The 21,005-nt window shown below is 62.9% G+C and carries 16 protein-coding genes and 1 pseudogene; 9 read left to right on the top strand and 8 right to left on the bottom strand.

Annotation, left to right across the window (positions count from 1 at the left end; translation table 11 throughout):
• Nucleotides 1-389 precede the first annotated feature (389 nt).
• A complete protein-coding gene (locus IFS44_RS14670) occupies nt 390-626 on the bottom strand; it encodes a DUF3253 domain-containing protein (RefSeq protein WP_081874081.1) in 237 nt (78 codons plus the stop codon).
• A gap of 544 nt (nt 627-1,170) precedes the next feature.
• Nucleotides 1,171-1,416 carry a hypothetical protein gene (locus IFS44_RS22920; protein ID WP_446740862.1) on the bottom strand — a complete coding sequence of 82 codons (246 nt, stop codon included), beginning with the start codon at nt 1,414-1,416 and terminating at the stop codon, nt 1,171-1,173.
• 219 nt (nt 1,417-1,635) lie between these two features.
• On the opposite strand from IFS44_RS22920, the gene IFS44_RS14680 reads away from it, so the two are divergent.
• The 4 genes from IFS44_RS14680 (at nt 1,636) to IFS44_RS14695 (ending at nt 4,297) form a co-directional block, all read left to right on the top strand.
• Nucleotides 1,636-2,130 carry a periplasmic heavy metal sensor gene (locus IFS44_RS14680; RefSeq protein WP_192098971.1) on the top strand — a complete coding sequence of 165 codons (495 nt, stop codon included), beginning with the start codon at nt 1,636-1,638 and terminating at the stop codon, nt 2,128-2,130.
• Nucleotides 2,127-2,465, top strand: a complete 339-nt coding sequence (locus tag IFS44_RS14685) for a UrcA family protein (protein ID WP_192098972.1) — start codon at nt 2,127-2,129, stop codon at nt 2,463-2,465. Before IFS44_RS14680 ends, IFS44_RS14685 begins: the two co-directional genes overlap by 4 nt.
• 118 nt (nt 2,466-2,583) lie before the next feature.
• On the top strand, nt 2,584-3,282 hold the full coding sequence (locus IFS44_RS14690) for a winged helix-turn-helix domain-containing protein (protein ID WP_192098973.1): 699 nt from the start codon (nt 2,584-2,586) through the stop codon (nt 3,280-3,282).
• Entirely contained in the window at nt 3,275-4,297 is a 1,023-nt protein-coding gene (locus IFS44_RS14695; RefSeq protein WP_192098974.1) for a sensor histidine kinase, read from the top strand. Before IFS44_RS14690 ends, IFS44_RS14695 begins: the two co-directional genes overlap by 8 nt.
• Nucleotides 4,298-4,396: 99 nt before the next feature.
• On the opposite strand, the gene IFS44_RS14700 is transcribed toward IFS44_RS14695, so the two are convergent.
• Complete coding sequence (locus IFS44_RS14700) at nt 4,397-5,212, bottom strand: NIPSNAP family protein (RefSeq protein WP_206757843.1); 816 nt, start codon at nt 5,210-5,212, stop codon at nt 4,397-4,399.
• Between the two features lie 346 nt (nt 5,213-5,558).
• Nucleotides 5,559-6,890, bottom strand: a complete 1,332-nt coding sequence (locus tag IFS44_RS14705) for a Gfo/Idh/MocA family protein (RefSeq protein WP_192098976.1) — start codon at nt 6,888-6,890, stop codon at nt 5,559-5,561.
• Between the two features lie 241 nt (nt 6,891-7,131).
• Between IFS44_RS14705 and IFS44_RS14710 the strand changes: the two genes are divergently transcribed.
• On the top strand, nt 7,132-7,404 hold the full coding sequence (locus tag IFS44_RS14710) for a hypothetical protein (RefSeq protein WP_192098977.1): 273 nt from the start codon (nt 7,132-7,134) through the stop codon (nt 7,402-7,404).
• Between the two features lies 1 nt (nt 7,405).
• On the opposite strand, the gene IFS44_RS14715 is transcribed toward IFS44_RS14710, so the two are convergent.
• Complete coding sequence (locus IFS44_RS14715; protein ID WP_197977897.1) at nt 7,406-9,688, bottom strand: TonB-dependent receptor; 2,283 nt, start codon at nt 9,686-9,688, stop codon at nt 7,406-7,408.
• Nucleotides 9,689-9,940: 252 nt separating this feature from the next.
• Here IFS44_RS14715 and IFS44_RS14720 point away from each other — a divergent pair, with 252 nt between their 5' ends.
• On the top strand, nt 9,941-10,834 hold the full coding sequence (locus IFS44_RS14720) for a Gfo/Idh/MocA family protein (RefSeq protein WP_192098978.1): 894 nt from the start codon (nt 9,941-9,943) through the stop codon (nt 10,832-10,834).
• 99 nt (nt 10,835-10,933) lie between these two features.
• Here the strand turns inward: IFS44_RS14720 and IFS44_RS22925 are convergent.
• Nucleotides 10,934-11,350 (bottom strand): annotated as a pseudogene (locus IFS44_RS22925) (DUF938 domain-containing protein); the annotation flags it as partial.
• 471 nt (nt 11,351-11,821) lie between these two features.
• Here IFS44_RS22925 and IFS44_RS14730 point away from each other — a divergent pair.
• The 3 genes from IFS44_RS14730 to IFS44_RS14740 all read left to right on the top strand — a co-directional run bounded on the left by IFS44_RS14730 (nt 11,822) and on the right by IFS44_RS14740 (nt 15,372).
• Nucleotides 11,822-12,319, top strand: a complete 498-nt coding sequence (locus tag IFS44_RS14730; RefSeq protein WP_192098979.1) for a hypothetical protein — start codon at nt 11,822-11,824, stop codon at nt 12,317-12,319.
• Nucleotides 12,320-12,725: 406 nt separating this feature from the next.
• Entirely contained in the window at nt 12,726-13,823 is a 1,098-nt protein-coding gene (locus IFS44_RS14735) for an AraC family transcriptional regulator (RefSeq protein ID WP_197977898.1), read from the top strand.
• Between the two features lie 82 nt (nt 13,824-13,905).
• On the top strand, nt 13,906-15,372 hold the full coding sequence (locus tag IFS44_RS14740) for a S41 family peptidase (protein ID WP_192098980.1): 1,467 nt from the start codon (nt 13,906-13,908) through the stop codon (nt 15,370-15,372).
• An 888-nt stretch (nt 15,373-16,260) separates the two neighbouring features.
• Here the strand turns inward: IFS44_RS14740 and IFS44_RS14745 are convergent.
• Both IFS44_RS14745 and IFS44_RS14750 read right to left on the bottom strand, forming a co-directional pair.
• Nucleotides 16,261-18,063, bottom strand: coding sequence for a sensor domain-containing diguanylate cyclase (locus IFS44_RS14745; RefSeq protein WP_192098981.1), 1,803 nt, complete (start codon nt 18,061-18,063; stop codon nt 16,261-16,263).
• 661 nt (nt 18,064-18,724) lie between these two features.
• The gene (locus IFS44_RS14750; RefSeq protein ID WP_192098982.1) at nt 18,725-20,650 is read right to left on the bottom strand and encodes a S9 family peptidase; all 1,926 of its coding nucleotides are present in this window, start codon (nt 20,648-20,650) and stop codon (nt 18,725-18,727) included.
• Nucleotides 20,651-21,005: the final 355 nt, after the last annotated feature.

A 21,005-nucleotide genomic window follows, 5' to 3' on the forward strand; every position in this document is an offset into this window, starting at 1 on the left:
AGCACGCTTGGGGCGGCGGTGCTGGGCACTGTGCTTACCAGACTAGAACGCTGACCCGCTGGCCGCTGCAACAGGTTCAGTAGATGCTCGTGGGGCAGGGGTCGGCGGCAAGCACAGTGGCGAAGTGGGCAGGGCTAGCGCGCGGCCTGCACCTGACGTTCTGGGGCGTCCTGATAATCGTAGGCGTCACGCTCGCGCTCTCGGTGTTCGTGCCACAAGCGACGAAGGAGCACAGCGCGCCAACCTAAACCGATGTCTGATTGCGGGCAGCAGAAGGAGCGGCATGAAAGTCTGCCTGTGGGTCGCCGCAGCCGCAGCTGCTGAATATGACGTTGTTGTGCGGACGTCTGATACTGGAATTGGCAAAACATGCGAATTAAGCCCTAGCTTCAATCGCCGCCAAGATTGCGGATTCTGTACGGCCCTGAGCGCTTTGCAAGCGGCTTTCCCTTCCAGCTAAGCTGTACCAGCCCGTCGCTGACTAGCTCGTCTATCGCTTCGTGGACTGCAGGCATTGCGCTGCGCCAATCCTGTGCCATTGAACGGGCCACCTCGCTTGGGCATATCGTCGCCCCGGGTGCGCGGCGCTCGAGCAGGGAAAGAGTGGCTGCCTTCGGATCCGTCATCCAGACTGCGTCGACCGCGCACTCCGGCTGGTCAAGGTGCTATTGGCATTCGGTGCCTTCCAGATCTTGGCCGGCGCCATGCGGGCTAAGTAAAGAGCAACTGACCGCCGCGCGCGCAGCGCGGAATCGAGCTTATAATCGCGGCGAAGATCACCGCTTTGTGGGGCCAGCCCTCATATCAAGGCGAGCAACGATCGGTCCGAACACACGATGTCGACAACTCTACCCTTTTGGGTGAAGGCGCCGCCCTCAAAGGCGGCACCTTCAAATGCAGACATAAACGCTGGACGTGGTGCTTTTGCCTTAGGCAACTAGGAGCGGACGACAGTCCCCCCGCTCAGGCGAAAACGAGTTCTGCAGCGGTCAAATCCTGTCCCCGCAACCAACCACGACAGCCCCGAAGCGAAAGCTTCGGGGCTGTCGTGGTTATTATGCCAGCGCGTAGTGCGAACATTAAGACCAACTCGCCCCATAGATAGATTGTGGAATAAGCTTTGGTCAAAGCCGGAGCGCTGGAACGTGCCTGCCCAAATTTGCCATTCGTTCACCGTGGTCGATGCGACGCGGTAGCGATGCTCGACAGATCGATTGTCGGATCGATCGGCACGCCGGAATCCTTCCGATCCGAATACCGGTCGACGAGCTGGGCCGCGTGAGGGCGGAGCACGACCGTGAAGCGGACCATATTCTCCATCTTCGCAGTGCCGATCTGCCGGTCAAGATTCGCGAGTCCGACTTCACGATCCGGGCGGATGCTGACCGGCTCGGTCTCCAGGGGCTGCGTCTCCACCTCATCCCCTGCAAGGAATGCCGCGACGATATTGTCGCATATGGTTCGAGCCGACAGAAGAGCTACAGGGCGGTCGGTTGATCAAACACAGGTGCGTCGCCACCAATTGGCTGACGTTTGCAAAGCTTTACCCGGCACACATCTTGACGCCAAGGCGCGCTGCCATTGCGGAGCGGCCAACGAATAGTCCGTCGGGCGACTTGGATGGAGCGCTGTGCAATGAACCGATATTTTCAACGACGCCGGACAGTTGCCGGGCTGCTGGCCGTCGTGGCCGGGACCGCAGCTATCGCCGGTGCTGGCCTAGCCTCGGCGGTACCGCCCCTACACGGGCCGCCTGGCCATTCGGCAACAGCGGATCCTGCGATCAACGACGCGCACTTCAACAAAATGCTAACGCAACTTCTGCCTGACGGCACACCCAAGCAAAGGGCCCAGCTGAAACTAATCGCCAATTCGGTCCATACCGATCTGGATGCCTTTCACGCAGAGTTCCTGACCGCGCACCAACGTACATACATCCTGCTGTTGCAGCCGTCGATCGATCGCGCCGGGTTGGAGGCATTGCGTGTCAAGCAGGTGCAGCAGGCGGACCGTGCCTCGCGGCGGATCGTCCAAGGGCTGGCCGACGCGGCCGAGGTGCTGACACCATCACAGCGCGTCCGATTGGCTGCTCATCTCAAAGCGGTCCATCACAAGGGAGCAGGGCTGTGAGCCCCTTTTTGGTTGGCATATGCATACTGGCCGTCTCAGGCGACGCCGCGCCGCTGACGTCGCCGTCAAGCCAGACCCTGATAGAACGCGTCAGCGTTGCCGATCTCGATCTACGCGGCGAAGCCGGCCGGGCAACCCTTCAGAGGCGCATCCATGGAGCAGCGCGTCGGGTATGCGCCACCCAGGGTGTTTTGCCATTGGCGATGAACCTGAGCGCGATGCGCTGTACTCGAACTGCCATAGCCCGTGCTTCGGCTCAACTCGACAAGATCGCTGCCGCCCATGCGGCAGAAGCGGTCAAGATCGCAGCACGCGCCGTCGACACAGGTCGCTGACGGCACGCGATCGTCGGACCTGGCCTACAGGCTTTGCGCAGTGCGCGAAGCCTGTATGGTCTGATGGACATCCCTGCATCATCATCTGAAGGCCAAGGCCATTATTCAGCACATCCTGATGATTGAAGACGATTGCCGCCTGGCGGCGATGGTGAAGACCTATCTAGCCCAGCATGGCTATGTCGTTGCACACGCCCCGACCGGCGAGGAGGGCCTAGCCGCGTTGCGCGACCACGAGCGTGCGGGGTTCGCGGCCGTGCTGCTCGACCTAATGCTCCCCGACAGCGACGGGCTCGACATCTGCCGGCATGTCCGTGCATTGCCGTCGCCCGCAGGCGCGGTGCCGATCGTGATGCTCACGGCAAAGGGTGACCCATTCGACCGCGTAATCGGCTTAGAGTTGGGCGCTGACGACTATCTTCCCAAACCGTTCGAGCCCCGCGAGCTGCTGGCCAGGTTGCGCGCCGTGCTGCGTCGACCGGCCTTGGCCGCAGCGGACAGCCTGCCGCGGTTGCGGTTCGGGCGGCTGGAGATCGACCGCGATGCGCGCGTGGCACAGCTGGACGGGCAGGGTTGCCCGCTGACCGCCTATCAGTTCGATCTGCTCGTGGTGCTCGCCGAGCGCGCCGGTCGCGTGCTGTCGCGCGACCACCTGATCGACGCGTTGAAGGGCGGAAGCCACGAGCCATTCGACCGATCGATTGACGTTCATATCGGACGCCTGCGTGCCGCAATCGAAGACGATCCCAAGCAGCCTCGGCGCATCATCACAGTGCGCGGATCGGGCTACGTGTTCGCACGGGTGCAGGATGGCTGAGCCTGACGTGCTGGACGGTGACAGCGGCCGACCCCGCCTGATGCAGCGCCTGTATTGGCGGATCTATCTCGCATTGCTGGCGAGTCTAACGGCGGCGGCAACTCTCTTTGGACTGGCGCATCTGCGCTACGGCGCGGCTCCAGCGGCCATGCAGGGCTTCCATGGCCATCTCGCCATGCTGGCGCTGCTGCTGGCGATTGCGGTGGTTGTGGCGGTCGCTGCATTCCCCGTCGTTCGCCGGCTCACCCGCCGGCTCGAGCGGCTCCAGGCCAGCGTCGATGCCTGGGGGACGGGCAATCTGTCGAGCCGGGTTGCCGTCGAGGGGCGCGACGAAATTGCGCGGCTGGCAATGAGCTTCAACCAATCGGCCGGGCGGATCGAAGCGTTGATGAGCGCGCAGCGGATCCTGCTAGCCAATGCCTCCCACGAACTGCGATCGCCGCTCGCGCGTATCCGCATGGCGATCGAGTTGCTGTCCGAGGCACCGTCCGTCGCAGTACGCGCGGAGCTAGCGCGCAATGTGATGGAGCTCGACCAGCTGGTCGAGGAGGTATTGCTCGCAAGCCGGCTCGACGGAATGTCAAAGCGTGAGCACCGGCCAATGGTTTTGGACCTGACCGCGCTCGTCGCCGAAGAATGTGCGCGGGCTACCGCGCAGTTCACTGGAGAGCGAGTAGAGATCTGCGGCGATGCGATCCTCCTCCGGCGGATGCTCCGCAATCTCCTCAACAACGCGCAACGTTACGGCGGAGGGACGGCGATCCTCGTCACGCTGACAGCCTCTGCAGCGGAGATCGCGCTTGAGGTCCACGATGGTGGCGCAGGCGTCGCGCCAAGCGAGTGTGAGGCCATCTTCGCGCCGTTCTACAGAGCACGCGGCGCGAACGAGGGTGATGGCGGACATGGCCTCGGTCTCAGCCTCGTCCGTCAGATTGCACGGCAACACGGAGGTGAGGTGCGCTGCATCGCAGCCGAGGCGGGCGGTGGTCGGTTCAGGGTGGCATTGCCGAGATGACAGCTCTGCCGCAATTCCGCCCGGAAAGCGGCCGGGAATCTAAACGAACGGACGACCGAAGTTTGGGGAGCACATAGGGCGCGAACGCCCGCTTGTGGGTTAAATTTGCGAAAACGACGCCGGACTTAGGATCTGGTTGTTTATCCCGGTGGTGATTTCGCGGTCGGTAAGCCCCGGCGTCGAGATAAGCCTGCGCCAAGCGGGATCTGACCCGAAGGCACGCCAGTTTCGTTCACGGGTCGCAAGGTCGGGAAAGGTCAGCAGGTAGGTCAGGCTCGGCAGGCGGGCTCCGGTAAGGTCCTGGGCGAAAAAGACCGGCGTTAGGCCAGTCCGACGGAATATCTCGATCTCACCGCCCGTGTCGAACATCCCGATCTTGGCCATTCCTGCCGCGTCGCTGTGGCTGAAATACGTCCTGAGTTCGAATATGCGCGGCGTGTTGCTGCTCGAGGCGTCGGTCAATTCGAGACGAGGAAAGTGAGGGAACGCGCGCATCAGCTTCACCTCGAGGGACGTGTATGGCGGCGCGTCTGGCGTCACCTTCAAAAACGTCCCGGCAGCCGTGGTGTAGCTCGGATCGGCGGTAAGCCTGCCGGGCAAAGCCACGAAATCCTCGATCGAGGGATAGGGGACGAGAACATGGACGGTTGGACTTTCGGACCCGATCGCCACCGTAAATACACCCACCGGCCCGCAACCTGCGCGTCGTGCCGCCGGGATAAAGGCGTTCCTGAGATAAGCGTCCAGACGGTCCTTCATGGGGCCGTTTACCAGCCGATAGGTCCGCAGCTCGTAGATCTCCAGGGTTGCTGCCGCGTCGCGGGGCTGAGCTTCAGCCTCGCCAGTTGCAAGCGCCACGCCGCCCATAGCGGCACCTGCGAGCAACGAACGTCGATTAATTGGATATGCCATCATGTCCTCGCAAAGCCGTCTGGGCTAGTCGAGCGCAAGCCGCAACCGTCGTCAATCCGCGATGTCTGCCGCTGGTGATCGACCTACGCCGACCTCGCGGCATTCCTGCGTCCAATGGGTCGGCTGGGGGACGTCAACTGATCCAGCGCTATGATATCTGGATAAATGCTGACAGCGCCTAATCCCCGAAGGCGGCTGTTCAGCTAATGTTTAAGTGCGACCAGAGTTGAGGACCTGAGACTGGCAACCGAACGGCCGACACTTGGTCAGTCCATGGCGGCGATTGGCAAGAGCCGATGTCGAGCGCGCAGCGCAGCGGTCCTCCCGTCGGCATAGGCGGCCAGCCGGCTCATGTAGCTGGCAGCCGATAGGGTGTACGATAACGGGGCGTGATTAGTCGGTTCGCTTCTGCGTCATCCCTGAACTGACCTGTTGCAGCATCCCAATTCACCTGTCGCCCTGTGCGCAAGGCGATGTTTCCCATCTGGCACACGATGGCGGTGTTGGACGCCGCCTCAATCGTACACGCTGGCGTGCGCGCGCGATCTTTAACGCAGGCAATGAAGTCGGCTGTATGCCGGTCGAGCCCCGCGTCCTTGGCTTTCGTGACCGGGATCTCCCGCGTCATGGCTTTGCCATCGCTTGTTTCTGGCGTGACACGCCACTGGCCACGATCGACGACAAGGGTGCCGGTCTCGCCGACGAAGGCGACGCCATGGTCGCGGCCGCCATAGGGGCCCTGACTGATGCCGACCGCATGCTCCCATTCCACGGAATAGTCGCCAAAGTCGTAGATGGCGGTCTGCGTGTCCGGAGTTTCCATCGCAGAGCCCGGATAGCCATAGGCACCGCCAAGCGAACTGACCGAACGAGGTGCCTCGGCCTTCATGCCCAACAGCGCGATGTCCATCAGATGGACGCCCCAGTCGGTCATCAGGCCGCCCGCATAGTCCCAGTACCAGCGCCAGCTGAAGTGGAAGCGATTGGAGTTGAAGGGGCGCAGCGGTGCGGGGCCCAGCCAGCTATCATAATCGACGCCGGCGGGTGGGGCCTGATCCGGTTGGGGAACGACGCGCTTCATCCATCCCATGTACGCCCAAGCCTTGACCTTTCGGACCCGACCGATGCCGCCGGACTGAACATGCGCGATCGCGTCTGCCCAGTGCTGGTTGCTGCGTTGCCACTGACCAACCTGAACCACACGATTGTGACGCTGTTTGGCGGCGACCATGGCACGGCATTCGGCAATGGAGTTTCCGAGCGGCTTTTCGCAATATGCGTCCTTGCCCGCGGACATGGCATCGACCAGCTGAAGCGCGTGCCAATGGTCGGGCGTGGCGATGATCACCGCGTCTATCGACTTGTCGTCCAGCATACGACGATAGTCGTCGTATAGCTTTGGCGTGCGGCCTGAGACCCTCTTTAATTCGGCACCGCGTGCCGCAAGGACCGTAGCGTCGACGTCGCAAAGGCCTACGGGCGCCACGTCGGCCCGCTTGCACATGGCCGATAGATCCGACCAGCCCATGCCCTTGCAACCTATCAGACCCACCTGGACCTTGTCGTTCGCCGACACCCGGCCGCGGCGCTGGGCAAAGGCCTGGCCAAGCGGCACCACGGTAGCAGCTGAGGCTGCAAGGCCGCCAACCAGGAGGGCGCGGCGGTCGAAGCTGGTGGTCATGTTGGTCCTCCCCAATCTGTCCTGACCGCATTGGTAGCGTCCAACCGCCCCTTCGCAAGACCACAGACGCACAGGCAGTGCCCCGCAAAGCGCAGTTGTAGTTCCTGGTCAGGGTCATCCAGACGAAAAAGAGCGTTCGGTCGGCCATGACCAAGAGCATCACGTATCGTCGAAATAGTCGATCCGAATGATAGAGCAGTGCTCACCCACTTCGATGGCAATTGGGCACCCGCAAGATCTGATGCATGTTGGCCTGGTCGATGAGAATGATACCCTTCCTGACGAAGCCGCGCTTGCGTTGGCGCTCTTCGACCACGCTGGCACCGACCGTGCTACCTGTGATGACGTGCTCGAAGCCATCTCCGTCCGGCTGGCGGCCGTTGCTCGTGGTTCGACCGCAGCGCTAAATCAGGCCGCCGCGCTTGCGACGGCCCTTGTCGAGGAGTTCGGGTTCGTCCGCGACGCTCGCTTTCGCACCAGGATTGCGCGAAAGGTGCCCAGTTCGGCGTCTTAACTTAAAACGCGACCTTGAACTGGCCGCCGATGATCCGCGGCTCGTTGATCATGCCCGTCAGATTGTTGAAATCGATCGCGCTGATGCTGCGATACTGGTTGGTGATGTTGCGCACGAACGCGCCGACCTCATACCCCTGCGGCGATTTATAGCCGACCTTGAGCCCGCCTTCGAGCGACGACTTGCCGGTAAACTCGACCGCTTCGTACAGGAAGAAGTTGATGCGGCTGCGATACACCCAGTCGGTATAGGCATAGACCTCGCCGCCATTGGCGAGCGGGATCCCGTAGCGCGCGGTCCAGTTGGCGATCCAGCGTGGCGCCTGCGGCAGGTTGTTGCCGTCGATCATCGCAAACCCGTTCACGATCGGATCGAGCACGGTGCAGGTCGCGCAGACCCCCACGCCGATCGAGCGATCGCGGATCTCGGTGAAGTTGTAGCTGCCGCTCGCGGTCAGCGACAATTCGGGCACCGGCCGTGCCTCGAACTCGCCCTCGACGCCGTAGCCGATCGCCTTGTCCGCGCTGATCAGCCGGGCCGAGTTGCTGCTGCCGCCGACCGCAGTGATCTGAAGGTCCTTGGTGCTGTACCAATAGGCGTCGAGCGAGAAGTTCACCTTCCGGTCGAGCAGCGTCCCCTTGAAGCCGCTCTCGCCCGAGAAGGTCGTCTGTTTCGGTGCGGTGCTCTGGACGCTGCCGAACGTCACGCGGTCCTGGATCGCTGGCCCTTGATAGCCGGTGGCAAGCCGCGAATACACGTTGATCGCGGGGGTCAGCTCATAGGTCGCGCTCGCGTCCCAGGTCACGTTCGAGCCACGGACTACCGCACGCGCGGGCAGTGTGTCGCTGATCCCGGTCCCGGGGATCGGTGCGGTCACGAGGTCGTTGCGATAGTCGTGCGAGTAGCGGACGCCCGCGCGCAATGTCAGCAGGTCGGTCGGCTTCGCCTCGATCGATGCAAACGCACCGTAGTTCTCGTTGCGATTGTCGTGGAAGATGTCCTGCGTCAGGTCGGTCGCACGCGATCCGGTGCCGCCGAACGCATAGTCATATTGATGATAGCGCAGCGTCTGGTAGAAATAATACAGCCCGCCCTGCAAGCGGATGCCGTTCATGTCCTCGCTGGCGTAGCGCAGTTCCTGGCTGAACTCCTTGGGCTTGGTGAGGCCGCCGGTGTTCGACGGGAACAGCCCGACGCCGATCGCGCCGATCGTGCCGCCCGTGAACGGGTAGCTGTTGCCGCCATCGACGTCGCCAGTGCTCTCGACCTTGGCCTGTTCATAGCCGGTGACCGAATAGAAGGTGCCGATGCCGTCGAGGTGATAATCGAGCCGCAGGTTCGTGCCCCATTGCGTCAGGCTCTGGCTGGTATAACCGTCGAGCGTCACGTGCTTGGGGTCGAAGCCGGTGTTGAAGTCGTTGGTGCCGGGCTTGAACAGCCCGGCGCGGAAGATGCGCGGCGAGCCCGTAAGGTCACGGACGTGGACGTTCAGCAAGGCGTTGAAGTCGCTGCTGGTATAGCCGAGCTGGAAGCGGCCGGCGACATCGCGGTACCCTTCGAGCTTGCGATCGGCATTGCCCGTCGCGGAATCGTTGGTGACCCAGTCGTCACGCGACTGGATGATACCCGAGGCGCGGACGGCGAAGCCGTTGCCTATCGGCAGGTTCAGCGCCGCCTCGCCGTTGATCGTGTTGTAGGTCGCCCAGGATCCGGTCGCGTAGCCCGAGACCTTGTCCGGATCCGGCTTGGCGGAATTGATCTTCACGACGCCGGCTGGCGTGTTGCGCCCGAACAGCGTGCCCTGCGGCCCGCGCAGCACTTCGACGCTTTGCAGGTCGAACACCGGGAAGGATTTCAGCATCGGATTTTCGAGTGCGACGTCGTCATACACCACCGACACCGGCTGTGCGGCGTTCGGATCGAAATCGGTATTGCCGAGCCCGCGGATGTAGAAACGCGGGAAGGTGCGGCCGAACGACGATTCCACCTGAAGGCTCGGCGTACGACCGGCGAGGAACCGGATATCGAGGCCGCTCGAGTTGAGCACGTCGAGCTTCTCGCCGCTGATTGCGGTGACCGCGAGCGGCACGTCCTTCGACGATTCCCGACGGCGGGTCGCCGTGACGACGATGTCGCCGACGCCCTGTTCGCCGGCCGGATCGCCGACGGCTTGCCCCGTCGGCGCCTGGTCCTGCGCGACGGCGGGTGTGGCACAGACGAATAACGGCGCGCTGGCGGCCAGCAGCCGGGCGATGGCAGACGTACGAACGGACAAGCGAATCATGGATGGTCCCCCCTTGGGCTTCGAACATCCTCCTGCGTCGATCCGTGTGGCCCGGATCCGACCCCGACCGGTAACATCACTGCAACGTGCGGCAAGAGACACGATCGGCGGCGATGCATTTTTGCGGCGCATCGCGACATCTTTGCCCCAGTTGCGGTCGCAGTCATCCCCGACGATTGGTTGCGGGGAGCGCAATCGTGAAGCTATTGCGGCCCGGCAGACGCGGCGATCGTGCCGGACCGGGGAACAGATATGCGCGTGCTTCTCATCGGGCTGGGTGACATCGCTCGCAAAGCATATCTTCCGGTTCTGTCGACGCGAGCTGATCTCGACATTCACCTGGCGACGCGCGACGCGGGCGTCCTCGACGAGGTCGGCCGCTCGTTTCGTATCGCGCATCGGCACACCAGCGCTGCAGATGCGCTTTCCACCATGTCGTTCGACGCCGCCTTCGTTCACGCGTCGACGCAGGCACATGGCGAACTTGTCAGGCACCTTGTTGAGAGAGGCGTCCCGACCTTCGTCGACAAGCCGCTCGCCGATAATCTCGGCGACGTCGAAGCGCTTGTCGCCTTGGCCACGGACCGTGTCGTTCCGCTCATGGTCGGCTTCAACCGGCGGTTTGCGCCAGATTATGTCTCATTGCGAGGCATCGACGCGAACCTCATCATCCTCGAAAAGCACCGCTGCCGGCAACCCAACGAACCGCGGAAGGTCGTCTTCGATGACTTCATCCATGTCGTCGATACACTGCTGTTCCTGGCCCCAGGACCGGTCTGCCGACGCAACATCGAAACCCATGTGGTAGACGGCATGCTCCACACGATCACCCTCACGCTGGCAGGCGACGGGTTTACCGCCATCGGCACAATGCATCGTAACAGTGGGCTCGACGAGGAACGCCTGGACGTCATTGGCGGTGGGGCCCGTCATACCGTGCTGAACCTTGCTGATCGCGTCGAGACAAGCGGGACACAGCGCTTACATCGACGAGGCGACTGGATCTCGGTAGGAGAGCAGCGCGGCTTTGCGGCGATGTGCGACGACTTCCTGCTTGCGGCGCGTGAGCGAAGGCCGGTCGATGCAGCCGCTATTCTCGCTACGCATGAAATTTGCGAGGCCATCGTCCGTCACACGGAGGCGTGAAGTCTCGGACAGGCGTTCCGTGATTTGAAGGCGTCGGCGCACAGCCCGCATCGCACCGACAAGGTCGCCCCCACTTATGTACGCCAGTGCCGACAACGCCTAAATGGCGGCATGCAATGGTGGCATGCAGTGGCTTTGCCGGAAACCTCTTTGAATGAGTGTCCGCAGCTCGGCGGGGGGAATGCCCTGCAACGTCAGCTTGTGGGGTGTAGGGGAAAGAAGGTCGTGCGTGGCGGCAGTCCCTCGGACTGCCATGGGCCAAGTCTGAAGCGAATTGCGTTGCAGAACGACCCAAGGGTTGTTGGCTGGCATTTGGACAACACGAGCCAGCGTGGACCCGTCAGCTGCTACGATCACCGTCTCGAGGTCGCGTAAGCCCCAGAGCGGGTTGCGTGTCTTCAGGGAAGCGTCGAGCGAGTCGTTGGGCGGCCCGGTCGGCTGACCTGCACGGTGTAAGGGGCCGTGCAGGAACAATGGATCGCCCGCTCGAAACAGGCGGGCGGCCCCGGCGAGCGACCCGAGCGTCGCCGACTACAGGCTGAGATGGACCATGTTGATGCATGATATGGGCGCCGCGCTTGCGATCGCTCAGCCTGCAACGGCAGTGCCGAGGCCGAGTGGCGGTCGGACATTGTCTACCTCGGAGCATCACGCAACGATCGAGGTGCGGACGGCGGCATCCGGATCCCTTGGTCGCCATCGGCGTCACAATCCTGCAACAATATCATACTAATCTAATGGGGTATGGAGCCGAAGAGCCCCGCGCATATGGCGCGAAGGATCCTCATTGGGAGGATCGAGACCCTGAGCATCGGCCAGCCCGGTGCAGCCCTCAGCTTCGAAGGGAGGCTGGCCGCAGAGAACGGATGGACCGGGTCGTTTGCAGACCGGGTCGCGACGGAATATCGTCGCTTCCTCGCGCTGGTCGCGATCAGCGACGAGCAGCTTACGCCGTCGGACGCGGTTGATCAGGCGTGGCATCTGCATATGGCCTATACCCGCGATTATTGGCACGGCCTCTGCCGCGATATCGTCGCGCGCGATATTCATCACGAGCCGACATCGGGTGGCCCCGAGCAATGCGAGCACTATCGTGACCGCTACGCGCATACGCTCAATTTATACCGGGACACCTTTGGTGCTGCGCCGCCCGCAGATGTTTGGCCCGATCCCTCCGAACGATTCTCGGGAAATTTCCAGCGGATCGACCGGACCAGAAAGGTACTTCTGGGCGCGGAAGAGACGACGTTGGTCGGGTTCACTTGCGCCGGCCTGGTTGTCCTGATCGTTCAAGATATGGCGGCGCTGGTTGCCGTTTTCCTCCTTGCCGTTGCGATCGTCACATGGATCCAGGGTGCGCGACTAAAGGCCGGCACAGCGGGTCGTCGTTTCGATCTGAATTTCGACGGTGACGCTTGCGGCTCGGACGGGTGCGGTAGCGGCGATGGCGGGTGCGGCGGGGGGTGCGGCGGGGGGTGCTCATGACCCACCCCGTCTTGCACGAGGGCGACGAGTAGGAGCGCACTGCCGCCAAGTGCGACATGGCATCGACGTCCGTGCGCGCCAACACCAACCCGAATACGGTAAAGCTGTCCGCGCTACCTTTCCTTCTGGAGTAGGCCCCGCGGGAGCCGTCGCCACGCGCACTGCGCCCTGATGTTCGCTCACGAGCGGCAGAGGTGAACGGACGTCCGCTTTCGGCCTGCTCAAAGACACTGCTGCACGAGTGGTTCTGGGTCTTTGCCATCCCGTCTTTCGAGCGGCCGTGAGCCGCAAGTTTTAAGCTGTGCAAGCGCTGAGGGGGTGCTCGGATGTGCGCAGGTGAGGCGACTGGCCTCCTTCCGAAATGGGATCTCTAGCTTTGGGTGTCGGCTAAGCTACGCTGACCGTCATGGATCTGGTCTTTGGCTGGCGCACGGCTGTCCTCACGGTGGCAGCGGCAATTCTGCTTCCGCTGGCGGTCGGCTTGTCGACGTCGTTTCACAACCGGCTGGCGGCGCGCGCGCTTGCTGCGCTGCTGATCGTCATGACCGGCGTCTTCGTGCCCTGGCTGATCGGGTTTGCCGGCTTTTATGATCGCTGGTGGTGGCTGACCTTCGCGCCCTTCTCGAACGCGCTGTCGGTCCCGCCGCTCCTCTATCTGCATGCTTATGCTCTAGTCACCGGCCGCTGGTCGCCCGCGGCCTGGCGACACCTGCTACCTGGCGCCATCCAGTTTGCCTATCAGGCTGCCGCCTTCCTCCTGCCGACGCCGCTGAAGCATTACTGGGCGGATCTTGCTTTCACGACCGGCAATGCGATCATCGCATCGCTGCTCGCGATCAGCTTCGTCGTCTATGGCGCGTGGACGATCCGGCTGTTGCACGACTACCGCGACGCCCTGTCGCAAAAGCGCAGCGACGACGCGCGGTTCGCGACGGCGTGGCTCAGCCACACCGCCGTCGCCTATCCGTTGCTGGCGATCGTCTGGGCGGGCTGGCTGCTGGTCGATGCGGTGACGCCGCTCGGCTATAGCGGGCTGATGCCGCTCTACGCCGCGATCGCGGGGTTCGCATTGTATCTCGGGATCACAGGATGGCGGTATCTCGCGTTGCCGTTTCCGGCGCTCGACACACTGGAGCATCCGGAGGTGCGATCACCCGCCGTTCGAAACTGGCAGGCGCAAGGGGAGGAATGGGCGACGCGGATCCGCGATAACGGGTGGTATCGTGACGACTCGCTGACGCTGCGGCGGCTGGCGAGCCTGCTTGGGACCAACGAGACCTATGTGTCGCGCGCACTCAATGAGGGGCTGGGCGTCGGCTTTTCGGACTTCGTCAACGGTCTTCGCTGCGAGGATGTGGCCGCGGCACTGGCGGCGGACGATTCCCGGCCAGTTCTGGCGATCGCACTCGACGCCGGGTTCGCGTCGAAGGCAAGCTTCAACCGCGCCTTCCAGCGGCGCTATGGTCGCTCACCGAGTGCGTATCGGGCGTCTCACAAACGATAAACCGCATGGCATGGGCGATGATGAGGCGACGCGTACGCGCTCGGCTATGCTTGAAGGGGGTATCCATAACGTCGGAGCTGACATGATCGCATCGCCACCGTCCCGTCGCACCGTGCTCGGCGGCCTCGGCGCCGCCTTTGCCGCCTCGCCTCTGCTCGCCCGGACCTCATCCGGTCCGACGCTGCTCCGCGCCGCGGCGATGCGCGAGGACGTCGCGTTACTGCGCAGGGCATATGCCGAGCTCCACCCCGGCATCCACCGTTACAATACGCCCCGGGAGATCGATGCCCGCTTCGCAGCGCTGGACCAGGCGGCGGCCATTCCCATGACGCTACGGGCGTTCTACCTCACGCTGTCGCGCTTTCTCGCGAACGTGCGCTGCGGCCATAGCTATGCGAATTTCTACAATCAGCGACGCGAGGTCGCCGCCGCGTTATTTGAAGCACCGGATCGGTTGCCGTTCGAACTCCTCTGGATCGGCGACGCGATGGTCGTCACGGCTGATCCATTCGCCACGGGAATCTCGCCGGGAAGCCGCATCCTGGCGGTCAATGGCCGCTCCGCGAGCACCGTCCTCGCCGCGCTCATGCCGCTCGCGCGTGCGGATGGGCACAACGATGCCAAGCGTCGCCGCCTTCTCTCGGTCCAGGGCGACGACCGCTACGAGACCTTCGACATCTTCTTCTCGATGCTGTTCGGGCAGGAGCGCTATCAGCTGACGGTGGAGGACCCCTCCGGACGGCGACGTATCGCGACCGTTGCCGGCGTCTCGCTGGCGCAGCGCCGTACCACCGCGCACGCCGGCGTCGATGCGAGCGGCGACACGCCGGTCTGGACGATCGAGCGGCGCGGTGACGCCGCGCTTCTGTCGATGCCCAACTGGGGTCTCTACGATAGCAAGTGGGATTGGCGCGGCTGGCTCGATCAGGCGGTCGACCTGCTGGTCGCCGAGCGGGTGCCGCGATTGGTCGTCGATCTGCGCGCGAACGAGGGGGGGCTCGACTGCGGTAACGCGCTCGCCGAACGGCTGGTGAACCGCGAGACGCCGTTCGAGGAGGTCCAGAGGCTCGTCCGCTACCGCACCGTGCCCGAGGACCTGCGGCCTGTGCTCGACACGTGGGACCGCAGTTTCGACCATCTGGGGGAGAATGCGACCAGGATCAACGACCGGTTCCTGCGGCTCGATGCGCAAGGCGACAGGGTCGATCCGATCAGACCGCGCGGTACACGCTATGAGGGCGACGTGCGCGTTCTGATCGGCCCGCAAAACAGTTCGGCGACGTTCCAGTTCGCCGATTTCGTCCGCCGTAATCGCCTGGCAACGCTGATCGGTGAGACGACCGGCGGCAACCGGCGCGGGATCAACGGTGGCTGCTTCTACTTCGTGCGACTGCCTGCGACCGGGCTGGAAGCCGACCTGCCGCTGATCGGCCGGTTTCCGACGACCCCGCAACCCGACCGGGGTGTTAAGCCGGACATAGCAATCCCGATCACGCGGGCAGACATCGCGAAGGGCACGGATGGCCAGTTGATCCGCGTACTTGCGTGACGAATGGCGGCGGCTCCGAGCGCTTGCGTTCGGGATGAACGAACGACCGGAGCTGGTAAGCGGGAACCACTGCGAATGTCCGGGTCTGGCGCACCGCTGCCGTAGTCGTCGGGAGGTCGACCAAGATAGAGGTCTTAACTACCTTCATCAGCATGATTGCGAGATCCGATCAGACCCCCCGATCTCTGCCTCGACGAGGACGGGGCCGAACTCATCGCCTAGGCGCTGGATGACGCCGCGCTTACCTACCTTGAGGGTGCCTTGGCTGCGCTTCTGACGGACGGGCCAGGCGTTCCGATCGGGAGAGACGCAAGCTTAAGCCGTTTCTAGAAGTCGCAGGACCGATCGGTGGGAGAGCCGCCACCGCGTTCGGACCCGACGCGCGTCCTAACCATGACGCTGAGAACTCGCTCAAGGCTGAAATGGTCAGCCGGGTCGACCTGATCTTCGTTATGAGGAAGGCGCATCGGAGCAAGCTCCAGCTTCAAATCCGGGTGGCTCTGGCAGACAAGCGCGCGATTTGTTTGACGTAATGAACAGTTTTGCATTTATGCAGCCGGAACTGGTCCGGCTGCTCGCGACGACGGTGAGCAGGCACCTACCAGCATGCGCCATGAAAACCGAGAAGCGGTCAAACATGGAACATGAATTAGCAGCGATTGTGGGAAGCGGGTAGGCTGATCTGAGTGTCATCTATTGGATTTTACCAGCTGCAAGCGGACCGGTAGCTAGCGCCCAATACCGGACGTTCAGAGTGGCTATACGGGCAACCCATAACGGCCATTCGTTAAGCGCCATCTCTCCCGTTTCTTGTCGCCGACAGGCCATTCGCGAATGCGCAATTGAGACAGACATTGGAAGTACGGCTGCGTCTACGGACGACTTTCGCTAGGCGGCCAGCCGCATCCTGTTGCGACCCTCGTTCTTCGCGACATACAGCGCGTCATCGGCGCGTCTCAGCAGCGCATCGCAACTCTCCCCAGGCGCCATTTCTGCCACGCCAATGCTCACCGTGACGCCCGGCGTACAGTTGTCCGTGCCGATCGCATGACGCACCCGTTCGGCGACCTTGCTTGCCGCATCCGCTGCGGCGTCCGGTAACACGATCACGAATTCTTCACCGCCGAAGCGGCCAATGGTATCGCCGCTGCGCAGTTCCGCGGCAGCGCCTGCTGCCACCCTCTTCAGCACCTCGTCGCCTGTGTGATGTCCATAGGTGTCATTGATGCGCTTGAAGTGATCAATATCGAACATCGCGACGGACATTGGGTGCCCGGTTTCGCGGGCGAGCAGCAACGTCTGCTCAAGCACGAAGCTGGTACGGCGCCGGTTTGCAATTCCGGTAAGCTGGTCCGTCTCGGCCAGAATTATCGCGTTGCGGGCGGCAGTCTCAGCACGAATGCGGGCCCGTTCCATCTCGGCTTCGTGCGCAACCTGGGTCGTGATGTCCTGGATAATGCCGAACAGGCCAACCGACTCATTGACGCCGTTTCGGTCAATCTCACCCTTTGAAAACACATGGCGTACCTCCCCGTCGGGGCGGACGATGCGAGCGGTGAATTCAAAACCTACGCAGTGTTCGAGGGAGCGCCCGATATGTGCCGAAACCGCATCCCTATCGTCAGGATGATAGGCGTCTATCGCGGTGTCGAGTGACGGCGGAACGCGGTTCTCCACACCATGAATGCGAAAGACTTCGTCCGACCATGTTATGAGTTGCGTCAACAAATCGAGATGCCAATGACCGACATGAGCCGCACCTTCGGCAAGCTCAAGCAACCGCAGCTTGTTCGCGTTGCTATCGATCAGCTGTTGTCTCGTGGCGAGCAGGGCGGCAATCGGCAGGGCAGCCGCAAACAGGGCCAGCAGATAGAATTGCAGAAAGATGCTACGTGCATACGCCTGACCATCGGCGATTGCTTGCGGATCAGAGCCGAAAATATGGGCGAGTGAGCTGGCCGTGGCAACGATCAACACACTTCCGGCGGCGCCAAACGGTCCCATTCGCAACGCTGCCAGAAGGACTGCAAGCATCGGCAGGAAAAGCAGCGAGTAGTTGACCTGCGAGAAGGCAATGATCGACACGCCAGCCACGAGCAGAAATATCGCGATGGCTTGCGGGGCTGCTGCCAGGCCATCGCGAAACCGTTTGCGATAGAAGGCTCGGCCCGCGATCAGGATGAGCGGGGCAACGATCAAGATCCCCAGCAGATCGGTCGTGAACCACGACAGCCAGAAGCCGATCCCGCCAGCCGTTGTCGCGCAGGCGGCGATCGTCGCGCTCAACGCTGCCGCGGCCGCTGCGGCGATGCAGAACCAGACCAAGCCCTTTGGATCGGTGAATGAATCACGGCGCCGCGTTCGGTTTCGTAAAAGCCATGCCGCAAATCCGGACTCGGACACGTTAGCGAGCGTGAAACCGATCGAAAGCAGGACGCCATTCCCGCCGCCGAGGTTGGCAGCGAGGCTGGCCATTGCTGCGGCGCCTATGTGCCACACGATGCGATTCCGAGGTTCAACCAGTAAGGCTGCGAACAGGATGCCGCTGGGCGGCCACAGCATCGCGATCCCGTCAGCACCGCGGGTGAGGTAGAGGGACGCGAAGGCCGCCAGATAGTAACCAACGCCTGTGGCGATCGGTAGCGCTGCAAAACGTGTGAGCTCGGTTACACGGTTGGCTATTCGGTTCATGCGCAAAATGTAGGAGGCGACGGTTAACGGATCATAAGGACTGGTCTATTTTCAATCGGTTGTGAAGCCTGCTCCAAATTTGGCTTCATCGCCGATAGCGAGGTTCGGCCGGCGCCATGCGAAACAGAGCAGGCCGTCTGATCTGCGTACCCGCCCTTGAGGATGCCAACGCGGCGTTATGTGAAGATTGCGGCGGAGAAACCGGCCGCCGCGGATCTTCAGCGCCGCAAGTTGATCCAGGGCAGCGTGGGTTTCGCAGAGCGTGGGGCCACGACGGCCTCCAACTTCTTTGCCCGAAATCTGGCATCACGCTTGGGGCGGCGGTGCTGGGCACCGTGCCCAATGCCAGCCTCGCCCACGGACACGCTGGGGCGCTGCAACAGATTTAGCAGATGCTCGTGGGCCAGGGGCGGCGGCAAGCGCAGTGACGAGCCGGGCAGGGCTAGCGCACGGCCGGCCCCTGACGTTCTGGGGCATCCCTATGATCGCAGGCGTCACGCTGGCGTTCTCGGTGTTCGTACCGCAAGCGACGGAGGAGCACGGCGCGCCAACCTAAAGCGATGTCTGAGCGCAAGCAGCTGAAGCAGCGGCATCAAAGTCTGCCTGTGGGTCAACATCGCAAAGGCGTGCGGGCAAATCCCTCCCAAGCCTTTCCCCCACGCTACCGCTTAAACAGACGCCCCAAGAACACGGTTTCCACCTCGCGCCGCAGGTCGTTGTTCGGCTTTTTCAGAAAGCCGTGCCCTTCGTCGGCGAACACCACATACCAAGTGTCGTTGCCGTTTGCGCGCAGGCGCGCCACGATCTGGTCCGATTCCGATTGGGGTACACGCGGGTCGTTGGCGCCCTGCATCACCAACATTGGCTTCGTAATCCGCGCGACATTCGTGAACGGCGACACCCGCGTTAGTACCGCGCGCATCGCCGGATCGCGCTCGTCGCCATATTCTGCGCGGCGATTGTCGCGACGATAGGCCTCGGTGTTCTGGAGGAACGTGTTCCAGTTGCTGATCCCGTAGCGCTCGACCCCGCCGACCAGCCGGTCCGAATAATGCGTCATGACGGCAAGGCTCATATAGCCGCCATAGGACTGACCATAGACCGCGACACGACCTGCATCGAGGCCCGGCTGCGTGCCGATCCAGTCGAGCAGGGCGCCGATATCCTTTACCGAGTCCTCGCGCTTCACGCCATTGTCGAGGTTGAGGTAGCGCTTGCCATAGCCGTCGCTGCCGCGGACGTTGGGAAGGATCACCGTCGCCTTCAACGCATCGGCAAAATATTGCGCGCCGTAGTTCCAGATCGGGCGTGTCTGCGCCTCCGGGCCCCCATGGATGTCGATGATCACCGGCGTCCGCGTGCCTGCCGGCAAGCCCTTGGGCCGATAGACGAAAGCCGGGACAGACAGGCCGTCGAAGGACTTGAAGCGTACGAGCTCGGGCTCGGCAAGCGTGGCGGGATCGAGTTCGCCCAGCTCCGACACGGTCCAGCGTGTCAGGCCGCCTCCGGTCACGCCCCAGCTCCAGACGTCACCGGCAGAAGTGGCCGAGGTCAGGCCAATCGCCAGATTCCTGCCGTCGGGCGAAAATCTGAGCGCGGTCAGGACACCGCGCGGCAGCACCGGCTGCGGTAGCGCGCGGCGGGTGACCCGATCCTGCACCACCACGCGCGAGAAGCCGTCCTCGTTCACGGAATAGGCGAGCACGCGCCCGTCATCCGTCAGGTCAAAGCTCTCGACGTCCCATTTCAGGTCCGGCGTCAGGACCGTCTGCGCGCCGCTGGCGATATCGATCTCGACCAGTCGGCGCGTGTCGCTGCCGGAATCGGAGATGGCGATCAGCTTTCGTCCGCCCGGCAGATAGCGGGGGTCGGCATAGACGGCAGCGTCTGCCTTCGGCGCGATCCGGTCCGCCTTGCCGGTCTTAAGATCCAGCTCGAACAGCTGGTCCTCACGGTTGGAAAGGCTGCGCACAAATATCAGCCGCGCAGCGTCGGGCGCGATATCGGCGGGCGCCACCGCGCCGTCGGACTGGTAAAGCGAGCGCGGGTTGCCGCCCGCCTTTGGGGCGACCCCCAGGATTGCATAAGCGGCGCTTCCCTTGGTCGCCCGCGCCCATGCCATCAGCGCGCCATCCTTGCTGAAAACCGGCGACTGGTTGCGGGTGCCGGCTTCGGTCACCGGCGTGGCTACACCGGTGAGGCCGCGCGTATAGAGTTGAAACCACTCGTCACCGCCCGTGTCGCGCGTCATCACGAAACGATCGCTGCGGGGGATCGTCGTCGCGGCGGCAATCGGCTCGGCGCCGAACGTGATCTGTGTGCGTGCGCCACCGGGGGTTGCGACGTGATGCAATTGCTGCGTCGCGCCAAAGCGCGTGGCGATCAGCATCGAGCCGTCCGGCAGCCAATCCTCGAACTGCGCCGCCCGACTATTCTGATAGCGCTGCACCGCCTCGCGCACCTCGACGGGGATATTGGGCACGCCAGAGAGCGTGGCGCTGCCGACCTGCTGCGTCGGCACGGTCTGCGCTGCGGTTCCGGTAGCGAGCGCGAACAGCGCGACGGTTGCGACGAGAGGCTTGATCATTCGCCGGTTGTCGGTCGCCGGGCACCGTTAGGTCAAGGGCGGGTACAGCGGGTCCGCTGAATTGCTAGCGGTCTCGCGTGATCGACATCGTGATTTATCGCCCCGATTCTATCCTCAGCCGATCGGCGAACATCTCGCGTCCATCGCAGGGAGTGCGATTTGCGTCTCAACAATAGAACGCTCGATGATCGCAAGCGTCGCCTACAGCTTGAGCCAAAAAATGGTCTTTATCGCAGTTCCAGTCGCTTCTCGACGCAAGCCGATATAGTTAACTGCTAACTTCAGCATCGATGGAATGCGTAGCCATGGCGGCGCTTCTCCTCCATATATCTAGGACGCCCATGCTGCTTGAAGC

Source organism: Sphingomonas sp. CFBP 13706, from assembly GCF_014842355.1.
GTDB lineage: Bacteria > Pseudomonadota > Alphaproteobacteria > Sphingomonadales > Sphingomonadaceae > Sphingomonas > Sphingomonas aerolata.